Origin of the sequence: Minwuia sp. (assembly GCF_048263705.1) — a bacterium.
In the GTDB taxonomy this organism is placed as follows: domain Bacteria; phylum Pseudomonadota; class Alphaproteobacteria; order Minwuiales; family Minwuiaceae; genus Minwuia.
Genome location: NZ_JBLXDV010000020.1, coordinates 1 through 19,445, shown reverse-complemented (window position 1 = coordinate 19,445; position 19,445 = coordinate 1). Strand labels below are relative to the sequence as shown.

The window sequence follows — 19,445 nt, the reverse complement described above, 5'->3', positions numbered from 1 at the left end:
CCTTGTGCGAGGATGAGCCCTCCAGATCACTGTTCTTCATCGGGATTGCGCAGCAGAACCTCGCGCTTGCCGACGTGGTCGGCTGCCGAGACCATGCCCTGCGCCTCCATCTCCTCGATGATACGGGCCGCGCGGTTGTAGCCGATCTTGAGCTGGCGCTGGACGAAGCTGGTGGATGCCTTGCCCGTCCGGGCGACGATCTCGACCGCCTCATCGAACATGGGCTCGTCGGACGACCCGCCGCCCTCGCCGCCGAAGCCGCCTTCGTTCTCTTCTTCCGTATCGCGGGTGATGTCTTCCAGATATTCCGGCTTGCCGGTCTTGCCGATCCATTTGGTGATCTTCTCGACGTCGCCGTCGGACACGAACGGGCCGTGCACGCGCACGACGCGGCTGCCGTTCGGCATGTGCAGCATGTCACCCTGACCCAGCAACTGTTCCGCGCCCTGTTCGCCCAGAATGGTACGGCTGTCGATCTTGGAGGTGACCGAGAAGCTGATCCGGGTCGGGAAGTTGGCCTTGATCGTGCCGGTGATGACATCGACCGACGGGCGCTGCGTCGCCATGATCAGGTGGATGCCGGCGGCGCGTGCCATCTGGGCCAGCCGCTGGATCGCACCCTCGATCTCCTTGCCGGCGACCAGCATCAGGTCCGCCATCTCGTCCACGATGATGACGATCTGCGGCATGCGCGCGGTATCCAGGGGCACGTCCTCGAAGATCGGCTCGTCGGTCTCGGGATCGAAGCCGGTCTGCACGCGCTTGGACAGATCCTCGCCATTGGCGGCGGCCTCGGCGACCCGCTCGTTGAAGGCGGCGATGTTGCGGACGTTCAGGTCCGACATCTTGCGATAGCGGGCCTCCATCTCCTTCACCGCCCATTTCAGCGCGACCACGGCCTTCTTCGGATCGGTGACCACAGGCGTCAGCAGATGCGGGATGCCTTCATAGACCGACAGTTCCAGCATCTTCGGGTCGATCATGATCATGCGGCACTGGTCCGGCGTCAGGCGATAGAGCAGTGACAGGATCATCGTGTTGATGCCGACGGACTTGCCCGAGCCGGTGGTGCCCGCGATCAGCAGATGGGGCATCTTGGCCAGGTCGGCGAAGACCGGATCGCCGCCGATATCCTTGCCCAGCGCCAGGGTCAGCGTGCCCTTGTGCTTCTCGAAATCGGCGGACGCCAGCATCTCGCGCAGGAAGACGATCTCACGGGTGTTGTTCGGCAGTTCGATGCCCAGCGCATCGCGCCCCGGCACCACGGCCACGCGGGCGGAAATCGCGCTCATGGACCGCGCGATGTCATCAGCCAGACCGATCACGCGGGACGATTTGGTGCCCGGTGCAGGCTTCAGTTCGTACAGCGTCACGACCGGGCCGGGGCGCACGTCGGTGATCTCGCCCTTCACGCCGAAATCGTCCAGCACGCTTTCCAGCATCCGCGCGTTCTGTTCCAGCGCCTCTGCGCTGGCGCGGGCCGGATAATCGTCTGCGGTCGGTTCGTAGAGCAGCGACAGCGGCGGCAGCTTCGGTTCGCCATCGTCCGGTTCGGGGGCAAGCGCCAGTTCGGGCTGGCGTTCCTTTTCGGCGCGCTTGCTTTCCTTCGGCTTCACCGCCTTCTGCTTCACCCGCTTCTCGGCCCTGGCGGCCTTGTTCTTCTTCGGTGCAGGCGCACCGCACTCAGCCGCGCCGCCATAACCTGCGTCTTCGTCATGCTCATCCGCCGCATCCCGGCGACGGAACAGGCCGACGACGGCGACAAACGGCAGCGACATCCATGCGGGCGGGACCGCGGACGCCCAGGCAAGCCCCATCAGCGCACTGATGGTCACGACGGCTGCAATCAGCAGGGCAACCCAAGCAACCGTGGCAGGCAGCAAGGCGCTCAGATAAGCGCCGCCTGCCCCCATCACACCACCGAACTGCGTCGCGGACAGATCGAGAAAGCCCGCGATGCCGCCCAGACCGGCCGCACCGGCAATCGCCGCCAGCACGGTGACAAGGGCCCGGCGGCGCGGGCGCGGTGCGACCTGATGCACGACAATCCGCAACGCCAGCGCGAACGGCACGGCCAGTGCCAGCAGCGCGATCGGGCCGATGGCCTGAAGCACCAGATCTGCGAAGACCGCGCCCGGCAGCCCCAGCAGATTGGCAGCGGGCGTCGCGCTCGCGTGATTCCAGCTCGGATCGGCAGGATCATAGGTTGCGATCGCGAGGATCGCGGCCAGCGTGATCAGAGCCAGCGCCAGCCCGCCAAGCTCGACCAGACGCCGCTTCAGGAAGCGTTTCAGCTCGGGCGGTGCGAACGAGATCGGTGTGCGGCCTGCATCGGTGCTGGACATCGCGCTTACTCCATCAGTTCGGAAATCGCCGTCAGCGCCTGACGCACGGTTCCCGCATCATGTACCAGCGCAACGCGGAGGAACCGCGCGCCGGGATTCGTGCCATCGGCCTCGTCGCGCGCGAGATAGCCGCCGGGCAGGCAACGCACGCCCGAATGCTGCCACAGCCTTTTCGCGAAGGCTTCGCCGTCGCCCACGTCCAGCCACAGGAAGAACCCGCCTGGCGGGCGGAAATAGCCCTGCTTGTTGCCCAGGGTCTCATCGGCGATGTCGAAGAGATGCCGATAGTGCGCACGCACCTCCTCGACATGTTTCTCGTCGCGCCACAGCGCGGCGGACGCGGCAGCGATCGGGTCGGGCAGGGGCGCACCGCCGTAGCCGCGCAGCTTGCCGTAACGGGCCACCAGATCCGGATCGCCCGCCATGAAACCCGACCTCAGGCCCGGCGACGATGAGCGTTTCGACAGGGAATGGAAGACCACCAGATTGCGGAACCGTTCCCCCGTCCGCGCCGCGACCTGCAACCCGCCCGGCGGCGGCGTCTCGTCATAGATCTCGGCGTAGCATTCATCCAGCGCCAGCACGATGTCATGGCGGCGCGCCAGGTCGATGGCCTTCGCGAGATAGGCTTCGTCGGCCATCGCACCCTGCGGGTTCGCCGGGGTACAGACATACATCAGCGCCGCGCGCCGCAGCATCTCGGCATCCAGCGCGTCCAGATCGGGCAGGAAGCCGGTCCCCGCGGTCGCGGGCATCAGGCCGACCTCGGCACCGGCCATGGTCGCGGCCCCCAGATAGCACTGATAGAAGGGGTTCGGGACCAGCACCAGCGGCCGGGTCGCGGCGCGCACCTGAGGCACCACCAGCTGCGCGATATTGTAGAGCCCTTCGCGCGTCCCGTTGAGCGGCATGATCTCGGTATCGGCGTTCATCGCGTCATCACCGTCCAGCCCATAGCGGCGGTCCAGCCAGTCGGCGATGGCGCGGCGCAGGTCCGGCGTGCTGTTGGCTGCCGGATACTTGCCGAACCCGGCCACATGTTTCGCCAGAGTCTCGCCCAGCAGCGCGGGCACCCCGATCTGCGGCTCACCCAGCGCGAAATTCAGCATCGGCCCGCCGCCTTCAACCCCGTCCAGCAGGTCGCGCAGGCGCTGGAACGGGTATTCGTTCAGTTCGTCCAGGCGGGCGTTGGTCATGGGTTTGGCTCGACGCGAATCAGTTGTGACAGAAAGACTCAATCAGATTAGGTGCTTGAAGCATTTTCCGCAACTGAAGCCTGAGACGTCACTGACAGCACCGAATATGTTGCATTGCCGTAAGGGTCATCGCGCTGTATGACGCGCGCATGGAAAAAATGCCGCGCCGCAACATAGCCATCATCGCCCACGTCGATCATGGCAAGACAACCCTTGTTGACGCCCTGTTTCAGCAGGCCGGAACCGTCAAATCGCATCAGCAGCTTGCTGAACGGGCGATGGATTCCAATGACCTGGAGAAAGAGCGCGGAATCACGATTCTGGCCAAGTGCACGTCCGTGCAGTACGGCGAGACCCGCATCAACATCGTCGACACCCCGGGCCACGCCGATTTCGGCGGCGAGGTGGAACGCATCCTGTCGATGGTCGATGGCGTGATCCTGCTGGTCGACGCGGCGGAAGGCCCGATGCCCCAGACCAAGTTCGTCACCACCAAGGCCCTGAAGCTGGGCCTGCGTCCCATCGTGGTCGTCAACAAGGTGGACCGCAGCGATGCGCGGCCTTTGGAAGTGTACGAGGAATGCTTCGACCTGTTCGCCGCGCTCGACGCGAACGAGGACCAGCTCGACTTCCCCGTGCTCTATGCCGTGGGCCGCGAGGGCTGGGCCGCTGAGGATCCGGACGATCGCGGCGGCGACCTGAAGCCCCTGTTCGACCTGATCCTGAGCCATATCCCCGAACCCCAGGGCGATATCGACAAGCCCTTCCGGATGCTGGCCAGCCTGCTGGACGCGGATCCGTTCCTGGGCCGGACGCTGACCGGCAAGGTCTATGACGGCACCATCCGCCCGAACATGACCATCAAGGCGATGGACCATGAGGGCAAGCAGGTCGAGAGCCTGCGCGTGACCAAGCTGCTGAGCTTCGACGGGCTGGAGCGCAAGCCGGTCGATGTGGCCTACGCGGGCGATATCATCGCCATCGCCGGTGTAACGGCGGCAGGCGTCGCCAACACCCTGTGCGACCCGTCGGTGACCGAGCCGATCCCGGCGCAGCCCGTGGACCCGCCGACCCTGGCCGTCACCTTCGGCATCAACGATTCACCGCTGGCGGGCCGCGACGGCTCCAAGGTGCAGAGCCGCGTCATCCGCGACCGTCTGATGAAGGAAGCCGAGGGTAACGTCGCCATCCGGATCACCGAAACCGCCGACAAGGACGCCTTCGAGGTTGCCGGTCGCGGCGAGTTGCAGATCGGCGTGCTGATCGAGACCATGCGCCGCGAGGGCTTCGAGCTGTCGATTTCCCGCCCCCGCGTGCTGTTCCAGACCGACGAGGAGGGCAATCGGGTCGAACCCATCGAAGAGGTGGTCATCGATCTGGACGATGAGTACGCCGGTGTGGTGGTCGAGAAGATGGCCGGTCGCAAGGGCGAGATGACCGACATGCGTCCCTCGGGCGAGGGCCGGACACGGATCACCTTCCTGGCGCCGGCGCGCGGTCTGATCGGCTATCACGGCGAATTTCTGACCGATACGCGCGGAACAGGCATCATGAACCGCGTTTTCCACAGCTTTGACAAATACAGGGGGCCGATCCAGGGCCGGCGCAACGGCGTGCTGATCAGCCTGGAGACGGGCAAGTCGGTACCCTACGCGCTGTGGAACCTGGAAGAACGCGGCACCCTGTTTGTCGGCGCGGGCGAAGACCTGTACGATGGCATGGTGATCGGTGAGAACGCGCGCGGCAACGATCTGGAAGTGAACCCGCTGAAGGGCAAGAAGCTGTCGAACGTGCGTGCGTCGGGCAAGGATGACGCCGTCACCCTGACCCCGCCGCGGATCATGTCGCTGGAACAGGCCATCGCCTATATCGACGACGACGAGCTGGTCGAGGTCACGCCGAACCACATCCGCATCCGCAAGCGGTATCTGGATCGCCACGAGCGCAAGAAGAACGAGCGCCGCGCGGCATCCTGATATCCCCGCACCGAAGGAGCGCGCCATGAATGGACTTACCGAGGCCGGCCGCGAGGCGGTGAGAGATTCCGCCGCCCGATACGGCGTCAGCGAACAGGCTGCCGAGGCGATGCTGCACGCAGTCATCCGGGGCAACGGCACGATGGCCCAGTTCAACATCCCCGAACTGGGCGGCAGCGGCCAGTGGCTGGCCGGCGGCATGACCATGGTCGGCGACATGTTCAATCACGGGCTTCAGGCCACGGTGTCCGGGCTGGCCAGCGACCTCAGCCAGGCGATGGCGTCGGCACGGCTGGTCGAGGCCCCCAGGGCCGGAGCCATGGGCGGTTTCGGCGGCTACAGCACGTGGCCCGAGGAACTGGGCCAGCCGACTTCCACAGGCGGCCAGAACGACATCAGCTATGCCGTCTTTCCGTCATCCCGGCGGCTGGCCATCCGCTACGGCGGGCGGCTGCACCTGTTCGACACGGGCGATCACAGGATCGGCGGCGTCTCGCAGAGCCAGAGCGGCAGCGGCCTCTCGACCCTCAGTTTCCAGAGCCAGTACGGAACGATGTCCGTCGTCGAACTGCCGCGCGCGGAAGACGAGGAACGCCCCGCCGAGCCTCAGGCCGTCGAACCGCAGACCGTTGACCCCGAAGAAGTGACGGCCGAAGAAGTTGTCGCGTCTAGTCCAGAACCGGAAGCTGCGCCGGAACCGGAGATCGCGCCCGTGCACGCCCATGAGCCTGTCAGCGCGCCGACGCAGCCCGCACCCGCCCCGCAGGCTGCGCTTTCCGGCGATATCGATTCGATCCTGAACACCATCGAGCGACTGGCATCCCTGCGCGACAAGGGCGCCCTGACCGAGGCAGAGTTCGACGCCAAGAAGGCGGAACTTCTGGCCCGCATCTGACGATGGGCGACATCCCGACGCAAGCCGATGTCGTCGTCATCGGCGCAGGCACCGCCGGAACCGCGAGCGCCTGGTATCTGGCGAAACGTGGCCTGAAGGTCGTGGTCTGCGAAAAGGGCCGCATCGCGGGCGAGCAGGCCAGCCGCAACTGGGGCTTCGTCCGCCAGCAGGGCCGCGACCCCGCCGAAATCCCCCTGATGATGGAAGCCAACCGGATCTGGCAGGGCCTCGAACGCGAGCTCAACGCGGATCTGGAATGGACCCGGCGCGGCAACCTTGTCGTCTTTCGCGACGAAGCCGAGCGGGCGATGTTCGAAGGCTGGATGGATCATGCAAAGGCGCACGGTCTCGACAGCCGAATCGTGGACCGCGCCGAGATCGGGCGTCTGATCCCCGGCACAACGCTCGGCGCGCTGGGCGGCATCTACACCGCCAGCGACGGCCACGCGGAACCCGCGAAGGTGACGCCCTCCATCGCGCGGGCCGCCGAGGGCCGCGGTGCAACGTTCCTTGAGAACTGCGCCGTCTTCGGCCTGATCCGCGAGGCGGGCCGGGTCGCCGGTGTCGTGACCGAGAAGGGCGAGATCCGCGCGCCGCACGTCGTGCTGGCCTCCGGGGCCTGGTCGTCGAAGATGATGGCGCACATGGGTCTCGTCTTCCCGCAGGTCTGGGTGAAGGGCTCCGTCGGGCGCACCGGACCCGCACCGGAGGTCACGGGGCCTGCCGTCTGGGCCGGCGTGGCCCTGCGCCAGCGTCAGGACGGCAGCATCAATTTCGCAGTGCGGTCCGCCGACGCCGACCTGACCATGCAGATGCTGCTGCACAGCCGAACCTTCATGAAGCTGGGTACGCAGCACCTGCGCGATTTCCATTTCCGCCTGCGCAAGCTGTCGTTCGATACGGCACTGGGGCATTTTTCGCAGACCGCGCTGGAACGCGAACTGGTGCGCTACCGGACGCTGGATCCGGAACCCAACCACAAGGTGCTGGAGGGCGCGCTGGCCGAACTGAAACGGGCCGTGCCTGCGCTGGGCGACATCAGGATGGCGAAAAGCTGGGCCGGCTATATCGACATGACGCCCGACCTGCTGCCGGTCATCGAGGCGATGGACACACCGAAGGGACTGGTCGTGGCGACCGGGTTCTCGGGCCATGGCCACGGCATGGGACCGATTGTCGGCAGGCTGGTGTCGGAGATCATCGCCGACGGTCAGCCGTCCCTGGACCTGTCCGCCTTCCGCTTCAGCCGCTTCCACGACGGCAGCGATCTGTCGGCGGCAACGGCGGTGTAGACTCCCATACGGTCACGGACACGAGGCGAGTGAACGCAGGATCGTCCGGTTCAGACACTGCCCAGCAGTTGCGCATTGCCGCCCGCCGCCGTCGTGTCGATGCAGATCGCACGTTCGTGTGCAAAGGCGGCCGGGTAGATACGCTCGGCGATCAGCGGCAGCATCGGCCCGTCGCGCGCCGCAAGCGCCTGCCGCAGTGCCCGCATCCGATCCGCGCCGCCACAGAAGGCGACGGCGGCGATCTCCAGTTCCGACAGCGCCGCCGGATCGACAGTCCCGTCCAGCGCGACCACCGGCAGTTTCGCATCGGTCAGCGGTTGCGCGGCGGCGGCGGCGCCGGGCGCGGCCAGCACAGCCACAGATCCGACCCGCAACGCCTGAACGGCCTGATCCAGCGCGGCCTCGGCACCCGGACCGAGACAGAGTGTCGGTCCGCGCCCGTGCAGCCAGTAGCGATTGGATTCGCCGGTCGGTCCCGGCAGGTCGATCGGGCCGCAGTCCAGCGCCGCCGCCGCCGTCATGGCGTCTTCGGCACGGCCCCGCAGCGCCTGTCGCAGCGCCGGCACCCGGCCTGCCTCGCCCTGCCAGTCGCGACCCTTCAGATCGTCGAGCGCCCGGGCAATCGTCTCGGCGGCGACGGGTGCGGCGTCCGGCTCAACCGGTGCCGCACTTTCGACACGCCGGAAGCGGCGCAGATAGTGCGGCCCGCCCGCCTTCGGTCCCGTGCCCGACAGGCCCTCGCCGCCAAAGGGCTGGCAGCCGACAATGGCACCGATCTGGTTGCGGTTGACGTAGAGATTACCCGCCGCGATGCCCTCGACCAGTTCCTGCACCCGCCCGTCGATCCGGCTGTGCACGCCGAACGTCAGGCCGAAGCCGCGCGCGTTGATATCCGCCACCACCCGATCGAGATCGTCCGGGTCGAAGGTCGCAACATGCAGCACCGGTCCGAAGATCTCGCGCTCGATATCGGCGATGCCGCCTACACGGATCACGGCAGGCCCGGCAAACAGGCCATCTTCCGGGGCATCCAGCCGTTTCAGCAGACGCCCCTCCCGTTCCGCCTGCGCGACATGAGCCTCGATGCCGTCGCGCGCCTCGGCGTCGATGACCGGCCCCACGTCGGTCGCGAAAGCCCAGGGATCTCCCAGCGCCAGCGCATCCATGGCCCCGGACAGCATCTCCAGGAAACCGTCGGCGATGTCCGCCTGCAGGTACAGCACCCGCAGCGCCGAGCAGCGCTGCCCGGCGCTCTGGAAAGCACTGGCGAGAATGTCGCGCACAGCCTGTTCCGGCAGCGCCGTCGAATCGACGATCATCGCGTTCAGACCGCCTGTTTCCGCGATCAGCATGGCATCGGGTGCGGCGGTCTCTGCCAGTTGCCGTTCGATCAGGCGCGCCACCTCGGTCGACCCGGTGAAGCAGACGCCGGCAATGTGCGGATCGGCGGTCAGCGGCGCACCCACCGACGGCCCGTCGCCCGGCACAAGCTGAAGCGCGTCGGCCGGCACCCCTGTCTGATGCAGCAGTTCGACCGCCCGCGCGGCAATCAGCGGCGTCTGTTCGGCAGGTTTGGCGATGACGCCATTGCCGGCCGCCAGCGCCGCCGCGACCTGTCCGGTGAAGATCGCCAGCGGAAAGTTCCAGGGCGAAATGCAGGCGATGACACCGCGCGGGACCGTACCGTTCTCGGCGCGCGGGGCCTGAAGCGCGTAGTAGCGCAGGAAGTCCACGGCCTCGCGCACCTCGGCCACGGCATCCAGTGGCGTCTTGCCCGCCTCGCGCGCCGCAAGCGCGAAGAACTCAACCGCGTGGGCTTCATACAGATCGGCGGCCTTTCTCAGGATCGCGGCCCGGTCTGCCACAGGCATCGCCGCCCATGCTGGCTGAGCATCGCAGGCACGCTTCACCGCTGCTCCGACCTCTGCCGCGGAGGCTTCGACCACCACGCCGACGCCATCGGAAGCATCGGCAGGATTCAGCACCTCGCGATCCTCGCCGTCGCCACCGGCCCGCCAGCGGTGGGGCGGCGCGAAATCAGCGCGGGCGTGCTGGATGGCCGATACATCGACCGGATCGGTCACATCCCAGCCCCGGGCGTTCCGGCGCGCCTCGCCATAGAGGTCCGGACCGCGCCGGATGGCGGGATGCGCGATCTGCGACAGTGCCTCCGCCTCGGCGAACGGATCGGCGGCGATGGCCTCGGGCGCGACATCCGTGTCCGCGATCTGATGGACGAAGGAACTGTTGGCCCCGTTTTCCAGCAGCCGCCGGACCAGATAGGCCAGCAGATCGCGATGCCGGCCGACCGGCGCATAGATCCGGCAGCGCGTGCCCCGATCCTGCCTGACCGCTTCGTGCAGGGCCTCGCCCATGCCGTGCAGGCGCTGGAACTCGAAGCTATCGACATCGCCGCCCGCCATCTGCAGCACCGCCGCCACCGTGTGGGCATTGTGGGTCGCGAACTGCGGGTAGATGCGGTCGCGGTAGTCCAGCAGCTTGCGCGCATTGGCGATGTAGCTGATGTCGGTGTTGATCTTGCGCGTGAAGACAGGAAAGCCGTCCAGCCCAAGGGTCTGGGCACGCTTGATTTCCGTGTCCCAGTAGGCCCCCTTCACCAGTCGCACCATGATCCGGCGGTCCATGTGGCTGGCCAGCGCATGCAGCCAGTCGATGACGTGCCCCGCCCGCTGCCCGTAAGCCTGAACCACCACGCCGAACCCGTCCCAGTCCTTCAGCGACGAATCGGCGAGGATGGCTTCGATCACATCCAGCGACAGGTCGAGGCGGTCGGCCTCCTCGGCGTCGATGTTGAAGCCGATGCGCGCTTCCGCTGCCTGACGCGCCAGTTTCAGCGTGCGCTCGGCCAGTTCGCCGACGACCTGAGGGGCCTTCCCGTACTCATAGCGGGGATGCAGCGCGGACAGTTTCACCGAGATGCCGGGATTGGCGGCGATCTCCTCGGATTCCGCCCGTTTCGCGATCCCGGCAATCGCCGTGCGATAGGCTTCGCCATAACGCGCCGCATCCGCCTCGGTGCGCGCGGCCTCGCCCAGCATGTCGAAGGAATAGGTGTAGCCCCGGCGCTCCATCTCGCGGGCGCGCTTCATCGCCTCGCCGATATCCTGACCCAGCACGAACTGGCCGCCCAGTTCCTTCATGGCCGTGGCGACGGCGGTTCGAATTACAGGCTCGCCCATGCGCCGGACCAGGCCGCGCAGCGCGCCGGTGATCCCCGGCTCCTCATCCTCCAGCACGCGCCCCGTCAGCATCAGCGCCCATGTCGATGCGTTCACCAGAATGGAACCCGAGTCGCCCACATGGCTGCCCCAGTCGTGCGGCGCGATCTTGTCGCGGATCAGTTCGTCGACGGTCTCGGAATCGGGCACGCGCAACATGGCCTCGGCCATACACATCAGGGCCACCCCCTCGCTGGTGGACAGCCCGTAAGTGCCGAGGAAGGCTTCAAGGGCAACCGGCGGACCCGCATCGCGGACCTTGCGCACCAGTGCCGCCGCCCGGTCGCAGATGGCCGCACGTTCGGCGGCGGAAAGGCCCGCCTCCGCCGTGAGCCTTTCGAGCACCACGGCCTCATCGGCCAGAGTCTCAGCGCGCAGCCGTTCGCGGATATCCTGAAGCGTATCTGTCATGACACCGAGCCTATCAGAGGCACCGGAGAGCGACTATCGCAGAGGCGACAGACCGAAGGCCGTCAAAGCCCCAGCCGGTAGACCCGGTTCGCGGTGCCGAAGAACAGGGCGTCGCGCTCGGCCTCCGAATAGGCGGATGCGATCAGCTTGAACGCGTTCCACAGCACCGGATAGCTGACCGAGACCTTGTCGACGGGGAAGTTGCTTTCGAACATGCACCGGTCCGGGCCGAAACAGTCGATGGCGTGGGCGTACCAGTCGCCGGTGGCCGCGACCAGATCGCGCGCGGTCGGCGGCGTGTCGCGCTTGTGCCATTCGAACCCGTTGATCGCCATGTTGATGCCGCCCAGCTTGGCGACGACGTTCGGGCAGGCCGCCAGGTCGGCGAAATCCCGTTTCCACTGTTCGAAGATTTCGTCGCGTTTGCCTGCATAGGGGCCGATCCCGACAGGGCCGATGAAATGATCGGCGATGATGGTGGTGTCGGGGAACGCCCGGGCCAGCGCCGTCACCTCCGGCAACTGATGATGATAGGCCCAGGCTTCGAAGCTCATGCCGCGGGGGCCCAGTTCGGCGAACCCTTCCCGGAAGGTCGGGTCCGCGAACATGCCGGGAAAGGGCTCGGTGTGGGAATTGCGCACTTCGGGGCTTTCATCGAATCCGCCCGCGTGGCGGATGCCGCGAAAGCGGGCCGGCGCGGCCTCGCGATGCGCATCCAGCGTCTCCCCGGCCTTCGCGCCCAGATTGAGGTCGGCCATGCTGACGATACCCGCGCAGGCCCTGATGGGTCCGTAGTCCCCGGACGCGCTCATGGCCGCGACGCCGTTCACGAACTCGGTCTCGCCCACCGGCTTCAGGTGCGCCGGACCGTCGGCGCGGTAGAATACGCCGCATTCGACGAACACGGTCGCGACGATGTTGTGACCCGATCCGGTGTCGGCCAGAAGCTCGTCCAGCAGATAGCGGTTTCCGGCAAGCGCCTTGACCTTCGGCGTGTCCCAGAGGTGATGATGCGGATCGATGATCCGACGTTCCGGCTCGATGATCGGTTCGGTCACCTGATCCAGCCATGCCTGATCCAACGCCATCGTTCTGTCCTCCCCAAGACCATGCGAATATGCTTGCACTGCACATCATACAGGCACATTTTTATTCGCGAAGGGCTGGGGGGCCCTCGTTTCCCGAAGGATACCGAAAATGACCTATGGCCTCGGCCTGTATCTGCACGACGGCATCGTGCTGACCGCCGACACCCGCACCAACGCCGGTGTGGATCATGTCGCCACCGTCGAGAAGATCTCGCTGTTCCAGACGGCGGGCGAACGGGTGATGATGCTGGCGTCCGCCGGCAATCTGGCGACGACCCAGGCGGTCGTCACCCTGCTGAACCAGCGCCTGGCGCAGCCGGACAGCCCCTACAACCTGAACACGGCGCGCACCATGTTCGATGCCGCCACCATGGTCGGTGGTGTGCTGCGCGAGGTCATGGACACGAACGCCAAATATGTGGCGGGCTATGGCGATGCGTCGGCCAGCTTCCTGTTCGCGGGCCAGATCGCGGGCGGCAGGCATCGCCTGTTCCAGATCTATTCGGCAGGCAACTTCATCGAGGCATCGGCGGACACGCCGTTCCTGCAGATCGGCGAGACCAAATACGGCAAGCCGATCCTGGATCGCGCGATGACCTACGGCATCAGCCTGTCGGAGGCCGTGAAGCTGACCCTGATCTCGTTCGATGCCACAGTCCGGTCGAACCTGTCGGTGGCGCCGCCGTTCGACATGGCGGTCTATCGCCGTGACAGCATCGGACCGGTCAAGGCGCGCCGCATTCCGGAAAACGATGACTACTTCCACACGATCCGCAGCCGCTACAGCAGTTCCATTCAGGAGATGGTGCGCAACCTGCCCCTGAACGACTGGGACGAATGCCAGTGACACGCACCCTTCCAGCAGCAGCCGAGATACAGGCCGCGCTGGATGAAGCCTGGAGGATCGGCCGCGACCGCTGCGGCGATGGCCGGGTGGCGGACTATATCCCCGAACTGGCGCGCGTTGACCCGTCCCTGTTCGGGATCGCCATCCACACGGTCGACGGACAGTGCTTCAGCGCCGGCGACGCGGACTACCGGTTCACCCTGCAAAGCGCGTCCAAGGTCTTCTCGCTGTCGGCGGTCGTCGCCGACAGCGGAGAGACCGTTTTCGAGCACATGTCGGTCGAGCCATCGGGCGACGCCTTCTTCTCCATCGTCAAGCTGGAGGAAGAGAAGGGACAGCCCCGCAATCCCTACATCAACGCCGGCGCGATCCTGACCAGCAGCCACCTGCCCGGAGAAACCGCCGACCAGAAGATCCGGCATTTCCGAACCTTTCTCGCCAGCGCATCCGGCATGGATCGGGACGCCTTTCCGGTCAGCGAGGCCGTCTATCGCTCGGAAGCCGATACCGGCCACCGCAACCGCGCCCTGGCCGAGATCATGCGCCATCACAAGGTCATCCCGGACGTCGAGGTCGCGGTCGAAACCTACTTCCGCCAGTGCGCCGTGACCTGCACCGCCGAAAGCCTGGCCCGCACCAGCCTCTATCTGGCCAACGGCGGCAAGGATCCGCTGACCGGCAAGCGGCTGATCACGCCCGCCACCAATCACGGTGTGGTCGCCCTGATGGCGACGTCGGGCATGTATGACGAGGTCGGCAGCCACGCGATCGAAGTCGGTCTGCCGTCGAAAAGCTCGGTGAGCGGTGCCGTGCTCGCCGTCGCGCCGGGGCGCCTGACCATTGCCGGGTTCGGACCCGCGCTGGGCCCCATGGGCAATTCCATCGGGGCCATGAAGGCGCTGGGTGCACTGGCCGAACGCCTGGAGCTGTCGGTCTACCGGTAGCGGATCCTACGCCGCGCGCGGCAGGACCACCGTCACCATGGTCCCCTGTCCGGGCGCGGTATCGAACGTCATCTCGCCGCCATGCTGTTTCACCAGCGCGTTCGACAGCGGCAGTCCCAGACCCGCGCCGGATTTCGCCGTGTAGGCACTGGCGCGCACCATCTCGAACGGGATCAGCAGCTTGTCGATCTGGTCCGGGTTCATACCCGCCCCCCGGTCCCGGATCGCGAAGGCGATCGAGCGATCCGAGACATTCGCCGAAACCGTGACTTCACCTCCCGCCTCGCTGAACTTGATGGCATTGACCGTCAGATTGTCCAGCACGCGCAGGATCACGTCGTGATCCAGGTCGGCCTCCGCCTCGGGGTCGATATCGCCGATTCGCAGGCTCACCTGGGCTTCGATTGCCTTCTCTTCCAGCATCGTAACCAGTTCATCCAGCAGGTGCTTCAGCTTCTGCGGCTCCGGATTGATGCTGAACAGGCCGCCCTCGATGCGCGAGATGTCCAGCACATTGTCGACCAGCGCCAGCATGTTCCGGCTGCTGGCGTGAATATCGTTGGCATAGTCCTGATAGACCGGCGGCTGGATCGGACCCAGCATCTGTTCCTTCATCATTTCGGAGAAACCCATGATCGCATTCAGCGGCGTGCGCAGTTCATGGCTCATCCCCGCCATGAAGCTGGAGCGGGTCTCGTTCAGCTTCTCGGCGAGCAACAATTGCTCCTGCTGACGCCGCAAGCCCAGCGCCAGGGCGATGGCGAAGAACAGGGTCGCGATCGCGCAGCCGATGGCCGTCAGATAGTGATTGACCGGCAGATAGGGGGTGACGTCGAAGATCCGCAGATAGATGAACACCGAGGTGATCTGGCTGAAGCCCCAGCCGATGGCCACGACCCTGGCGCGGTGCATGCCCCTGACCGCCAGAAACAGCGACAGTCCCAGCACGAAGATCGCACCGGGGCCGGCCACGAAGGCGATGGTCAGCTTGCCCACGATCGGCGGCAGGACCGGTGTCAGGCTGGTCAGCAGGCCGACCGCGATCAGCACACGCATGACCTGATTGATGCGCGGTGCGCGCCGGGCGGTCCCGAGGTAACGCTGGAAGAACCGCACGCCGGATGCGAACAGCAGCCCCTGAACGACGAAGAACAGGTCGTTCGCGTTGGCCCAAGCGTGCGGCCATATCCAGGTCTGCCCCATGCCGGAGGCCACGGCGACGTAGAACGCGTAGGTCAGGCTGAAGACGATGAAATCGAGGAACGCCTTGTCGCGCACGGTCAGATAGACCGTCACCACATACATGCAGACGGCCAGCACCGCCCCGAACAGGGCCGCGAACAGCAGCTGATCGCGCAGGTTGACCGACGCGAACGCCGTCTGCTCATACAGGCGCAGCGGCGCCAGTATCAACGAGGTGCTCTCGACGCGCAGCATCACCGTCTGCGTCTCCCCGGGCGACAGCTGTAACGGAAAGCTGGGGAAATGGCTCTTCGGCAGCGCGGGGTCCGTCGGCACGCTGTCTCCGGCGCGATAGACGACCTTGTCGCCGTCCTCGCCCACGCCCTGGTATCTCAGGTGGTCGATGTAGGGGAACTTGTAGACCAGCACACCGTCGAAAAACCGCAATGTCGGGTTTGTCAGCCGCAACCGCAGCCAGACCGGTGCCTGACGGAAACCCAGATGCAACTCCTCTGCCGCATCGTCGACATCGGTCCATGCCACGTCCGCGTGCGTCAGCCACTTGCCCGAACGCCAGAACGGTTCGATCTCGCCGATGTGATAGGCCAGCGACAGCTCCGGCTGCTGGGGCACAGCGCGACTGTCGTCCGCCTGCTGCAGGGCGGGTGCGAACAGCATCCATCCCAGCACGAGCACCGCGACGCAGGCGGTCGCCTGACCCAGTCGGGGAATCCGCCCGGATCGCAGGCGTCGCGCCCATATTTTCAGGACCTGTCCCATTGCGGCACCATCTGGTCACACGAAACTTCAGAATTGCTTAATTTCCGGCCGTCGGCGGCACGCTGAAACAGGACGGCGTTCCCGGATCAGCAACCCTTGTGCCATGCTCTCGCCAAATCGGCGCCGCGGTCCTATTCTGATGGCATGACAGCCAGAACCGGAAGGCGGAGATGAGCAAGACCTACAGCAAGACCGAGGAAGCCGTCGCGAAACTGGATCGCATGCAGTACGCCGTGACCCAGACCGACGCGACCGAGCCACCGTTCCGCAACGCATTCTGGGACCATGACGAACCGGGCATCTATGTCGATATCGTCTCGGGCGAGCCCCTGTTCGCCTCGTCGCAGAAATTCGATTCATCCTGCGGCTGGCCCAGCTATTTCGAGGCGCTGGAGCCTGACAACATCATCGAGAAACGCGACCTGAGCCACGGCATGGTCCGCATCGAGGTCCGCTCGAAGCATGGCGACAGCCATCTGGGCCACATCTTCCCCGACGGCCCGCCGCCGACCGGCAAGCGCTACTGCATCAACTCCGCCGCCCTGCGCTTCATCCCGAAGGATGAAATGGAAGCCGAAGGGTACGGGGCGTATCTGGATCGGCTGGACTAATCGTCTTCCGCTCAGCGCATGTTTCCGCAGCTCTTCCAGACCTCGTTCCAGTCCTGACCCAGCAGGTCGGTCTCCCCGTCTTTCGAGAAAAACTTGTTGGGGACCATGAAGATGCCGAGCATGATCCCGCCCTCGGGGCTCCAGGCGCGGTGACGGCCGCCAGCGGGACGCCAGACGAAGTCCCCGGCGCGGCATTCGCCCTCGCCGCAGACCAGATGGCCTTCCAGCACGAAGGTCTGCTCAATCTGCATGTGTGCATGATCGGGCAGTTCGGCCCCCGGTGCCAGACGCATCAGCGCCGTGAGCAGGCCTGATGCCTTCTCGAACAGCAGCGTCTTCGTCTCCACGCCGGCGAACGCCGTCTTTTCCCACGGCAGGCCGTCGACGCCGACGAAGCGGGAGGCCATCGGGCCCAGCCCGGCATGGTTGTCGGCATTCGGTGTCAGCGCTGTGGTCATGATTATCTCCGTTCCGGTGGGACGCAGGTCGCGCCTGCCCGTACCGGATGACAGACCTGCAACCGTTCAGCTTGGCACGGCCTTTCCGCTGCGTCACAATCGGTCCGCAGTTGAATATGACCTCCGGGGAGGATGACATGGCCGACATGAGTTTTGAACCGCTTGAAGGTGCCTGCTTCGGCGCACGGGTCAGGAACGTCACGCTGACCGACCTGGACGAGAAGGCGTTCCGCACACTCTATGACCATTGGCTGGACGCGGGGCTTCTGGTCGTCGGAGGACAGTTCCTGGGCCGGGACGACCAGATCGCGTTTGCGAAACGCTTCGGCGACCTGGAATTCGAGATGGCCGAGATCGGCAACATGCGGAAAGACGGCACGTTGCGGCCCGACGACGGATCCGATGACATGATGAAGGTCAACCGGGGCAACATGGGCTGGCATCATGACAGCACCTACATGCCCGTGCAGGCCAAGGGTGCCGTGTTCTCCGCCGAGATCGTGCCTGACGAGGGCGGGGCGACGGGCTTCGCCGACATGCGCGCGGCCTACGACGCACTCGATGAGGTGACCAGGGCGAAGATCGAGAACCTGCGCGCGCATCATTCGCTGTATCATTCGCAGGCCAAGGTCGGCCATGACGCCAAGCCGGTAAAGGACGCGAGCGTCAACACCGACGACACGGCGACGGACCAGAAGGGCAAGACCTATGGCGGCTACGGCTTCCACGACGGACCGGTCTCGGTCCGGCCGCTGGTGAAGGTGCACCCCGAGACCGGGTACCGGAACCTGATCATCGGGCGGCACGCCTATGACATCATCGGCATGTCATCGGAAGAGTCGGAGAAACTGTTGCAGGAACTGGTCGATTTCGCCTGCCAGCCGCCGCGCGTCTACCACCATCAGTGGGAACCCGGCGATGTGGTCATCTGGGACAATCGCCGCCTGATGCATCAGGCCACGCCCTGGAACTTCAAGCAGGCCCGGCGCATGTGGCACAGCCGTATCGCGGGCGACCCCGAAACCGAGGCGGCCATGGCGGCCTGACCGGCTGAACGGGGTGGCCGCACTGGACAGTGCAAGTGCGCGCTGTTGATCGATTTCCGAAGGGAGACCTCGATATGCAAGCCGATCAGAGCCAGCTTCAGACATCCGAACCCATCCGTCTGGACGTTCGAACGGCCAGCCTGGCCGATGTGAAGGCCGCCCTGCGAGCCGGCCTTCGGGACCTCGGAAAGCGCCCGGCTCTCAGCATCTTCTTCGGGCTGATCTATGCCTTGTTCGGCGCCACTCTGATCCTCGGACTGGCGAATTTCGAGCAGATCTGGATCCTTGTGTCCGTCGCCGTGGGCTTCCCGCTTGTTGCCCCATTTCTTGCCGCCGGGCTGTATGAGATGTCCCGGCGTCACAGCCGCAACGAACCCTATACCGCTTCGGATATCTTTCTGGTCATCTTCAACCAGCAGCGGCGGCAGTTCGGCTGGATGTCGTTTCTGGTGCTCTTCATCTTCTGGATCTGGGCCTATCAGGTCCGCCTCGTGCTGGCCCTGACGCTGCATTACAGCAGCTTCCGATCGATCGACCACTTCTTCGACAGCCTGTTCACTACCGGCGAAGGTGCCACCTTCCTTCTTCTCGGTTCACTTGTCGGTGCCGTGCTCGCCACCATTCTCTTCACGCTGACCGTGATTGCGATGCCGCTGTTGCTGGACAAGAACGTGGACGTCGTGACCGCCATGATCACAAGCGTCAAGACAGTCCTTCAAAGCCCGATGGTCATGCTGGGCTGGGGCGCTGCCATTGGCGCGCTGACGCTGCTCGCGATCGCGCCCCTTTTCCTGGGGGTGATCATCCTGTTTCCGATACTCGGGCACACCAGCTGGCATCTCTACGCGCGGCTGATATCAGAGGAGCAGTAGCCGGCCACGGATGGTTCGCTGTATTCCCCCGGGGCTTGTCGGGCGGGCATGCGGGGGTGCAGCTGCAGCCTGGTCGTTGCGGTCTGGGGGTGTTGTGTTTGGGTTATTTTTGCATTGGAGAGGGTTTGATACGGGCTGACGGGTTGTGTGTTGTGTGTTGGGTGTTGCGGTGTCTGGTTTGGGTTTTTTTCATGTCGACTGGATTGACCTGGCGGCGACCTACTCTTCCGCTGCTCTAAGCAGGAGTACCATCGGCGCGGTGG

At 65.5% G+C, this 19,445-nt stretch carries 14 protein-coding genes; 8 read left to right on the top strand and 6 right to left on the bottom strand.

The features are described 5' to 3' along the window. Positions 1-26: 26 nt before the first annotated feature. Both ACN0X7_RS19590 and ACN0X7_RS19585 read right to left on the bottom strand, forming a co-directional pair. A complete protein-coding gene (locus ACN0X7_RS19590; RefSeq protein WP_417520165.1) occupies positions 27-2,345 on the bottom strand; it encodes a DNA translocase FtsK 4TM domain-containing protein in 2,319 nt (772 codons plus the stop codon). Positions 2,346-2,350: 5 nt separating this feature from the next. Then, positions 2,351-3,541, bottom strand: coding sequence for an aminotransferase class I/II-fold pyridoxal phosphate-dependent enzyme (locus ACN0X7_RS19585; RefSeq protein WP_417520164.1), 1,191 nt, complete (start codon positions 3,539-3,541; stop codon positions 2,351-2,353). A 158-nt stretch (positions 3,542-3,699) separates the two neighbouring features. Between ACN0X7_RS19585 and typA the strand changes: the two genes are divergently transcribed. The 3 genes from typA to ACN0X7_RS19570 are packed head-to-tail and all read left to right on the top strand — an operon-like array spanning position 3,700 to position 7,704. Then, positions 3,700-5,517 carry a translational GTPase TypA gene (typA, locus tag ACN0X7_RS19580; protein WP_417520176.1) on the top strand — a complete coding sequence of 606 codons (1,818 nt, stop codon included), beginning with the start codon at positions 3,700-3,702 and terminating at the stop codon, positions 5,515-5,517. A gap of 25 nt (positions 5,518-5,542) precedes the next feature. Then, positions 5,543-6,412: an SHOCT domain-containing protein gene (locus tag ACN0X7_RS19575; protein WP_417520163.1), complete on the top strand. Its 870-nt coding sequence runs from the start codon at positions 5,543-5,545 to the stop codon at positions 6,410-6,412. Between the two features lie 2 nt (positions 6,413-6,414). After that, positions 6,415-7,704, top strand: a complete 1,290-nt coding sequence (locus ACN0X7_RS19570) for an NAD(P)/FAD-dependent oxidoreductase (protein ID WP_417520162.1) — start codon at positions 6,415-6,417, stop codon at positions 7,702-7,704. Between the two features lie 50 nt (positions 7,705-7,754). On the opposite strand, the gene putA is transcribed toward ACN0X7_RS19570, so the two are convergent. Both putA and ACN0X7_RS19560 read right to left on the bottom strand, forming a co-directional pair. Further along, complete coding sequence (gene putA, locus ACN0X7_RS19565; RefSeq protein ID WP_417520161.1) at positions 7,755-11,354, bottom strand: bifunctional proline dehydrogenase/L-glutamate gamma-semialdehyde dehydrogenase PutA; 3,600 nt, start codon at positions 11,352-11,354, stop codon at positions 7,755-7,757. A gap of 62 nt (positions 11,355-11,416) precedes the next feature. Then, the gene (locus ACN0X7_RS19560; protein ID WP_417520160.1) at positions 11,417-12,442 is read right to left on the bottom strand and encodes an amidohydrolase family protein; all 1,026 of its coding nucleotides are present in this window, start codon (positions 12,440-12,442) and stop codon (positions 11,417-11,419) included. Between the two features lie 109 nt (positions 12,443-12,551). Here ACN0X7_RS19560 and ACN0X7_RS19555 point away from each other — a divergent pair, with 109 nt between their 5' ends. Both ACN0X7_RS19555 and glsA read left to right on the top strand, forming a co-directional pair. Further along, positions 12,552-13,289, top strand: a complete 738-nt coding sequence (locus ACN0X7_RS19555) for a peptidase (protein ID WP_417520159.1) — start codon at positions 12,552-12,554, stop codon at positions 13,287-13,289. Continuing rightward, positions 13,286-14,233 (top strand): glutaminase A, encoded by a 948-nt coding sequence (gene glsA, locus ACN0X7_RS19550; RefSeq protein ID WP_417520158.1) that lies wholly within the window; start codon positions 13,286-13,288, stop codon positions 14,231-14,233. The genes ACN0X7_RS19555 and glsA overlap by 4 nt, the downstream gene beginning before the upstream one ends. Before the next feature lie 6 nt (positions 14,234-14,239). On the opposite strand, the gene ACN0X7_RS19545 is transcribed toward glsA, so the two are convergent. Further along, positions 14,240-16,195, bottom strand: a complete 1,956-nt coding sequence (locus ACN0X7_RS19545; RefSeq protein WP_417520157.1) for a 7TM diverse intracellular signaling domain-containing protein — start codon at positions 16,193-16,195, stop codon at positions 14,240-14,242. A gap of 170 nt (positions 16,196-16,365) precedes the next feature. On the opposite strand from ACN0X7_RS19545, the gene msrB reads away from it, so the two are divergent. Then, on the top strand, positions 16,366-16,806 hold the full coding sequence (gene msrB / locus ACN0X7_RS19540; protein WP_417520156.1) for a peptide-methionine (R)-S-oxide reductase MsrB: 441 nt from the start codon (positions 16,366-16,368) through the stop codon (positions 16,804-16,806). 11 nt (positions 16,807-16,817) lie between these two features. Here the strand turns inward: msrB and ACN0X7_RS19535 are convergent, their stop codons facing one another. Next, positions 16,818-17,264, bottom strand: coding sequence for a cupin domain-containing protein (locus tag ACN0X7_RS19535; protein WP_417520155.1), 447 nt, complete (start codon positions 17,262-17,264; stop codon positions 16,818-16,820). 137 nt (positions 17,265-17,401) lie between these two features. Here ACN0X7_RS19535 and ACN0X7_RS19530 point away from each other — a divergent pair, with 137 nt between their 5' ends. Together ACN0X7_RS19530 and ACN0X7_RS19525 are read left to right on the top strand one after the other, a co-directional pair. After that, a complete protein-coding gene (locus ACN0X7_RS19530; RefSeq protein WP_417520154.1) occupies positions 17,402-18,310 on the top strand; it encodes a TauD/TfdA dioxygenase family protein in 909 nt (302 codons plus the stop codon). 74 nt (positions 18,311-18,384) lie between these two features. Further along, positions 18,385-19,182, top strand: coding sequence for a DUF2189 domain-containing protein (locus ACN0X7_RS19525; protein WP_417520153.1), 798 nt, complete (start codon positions 18,385-18,387; stop codon positions 19,180-19,182). The last annotated feature ends 263 nt before the right edge of the window (positions 19,183-19,445 follow it).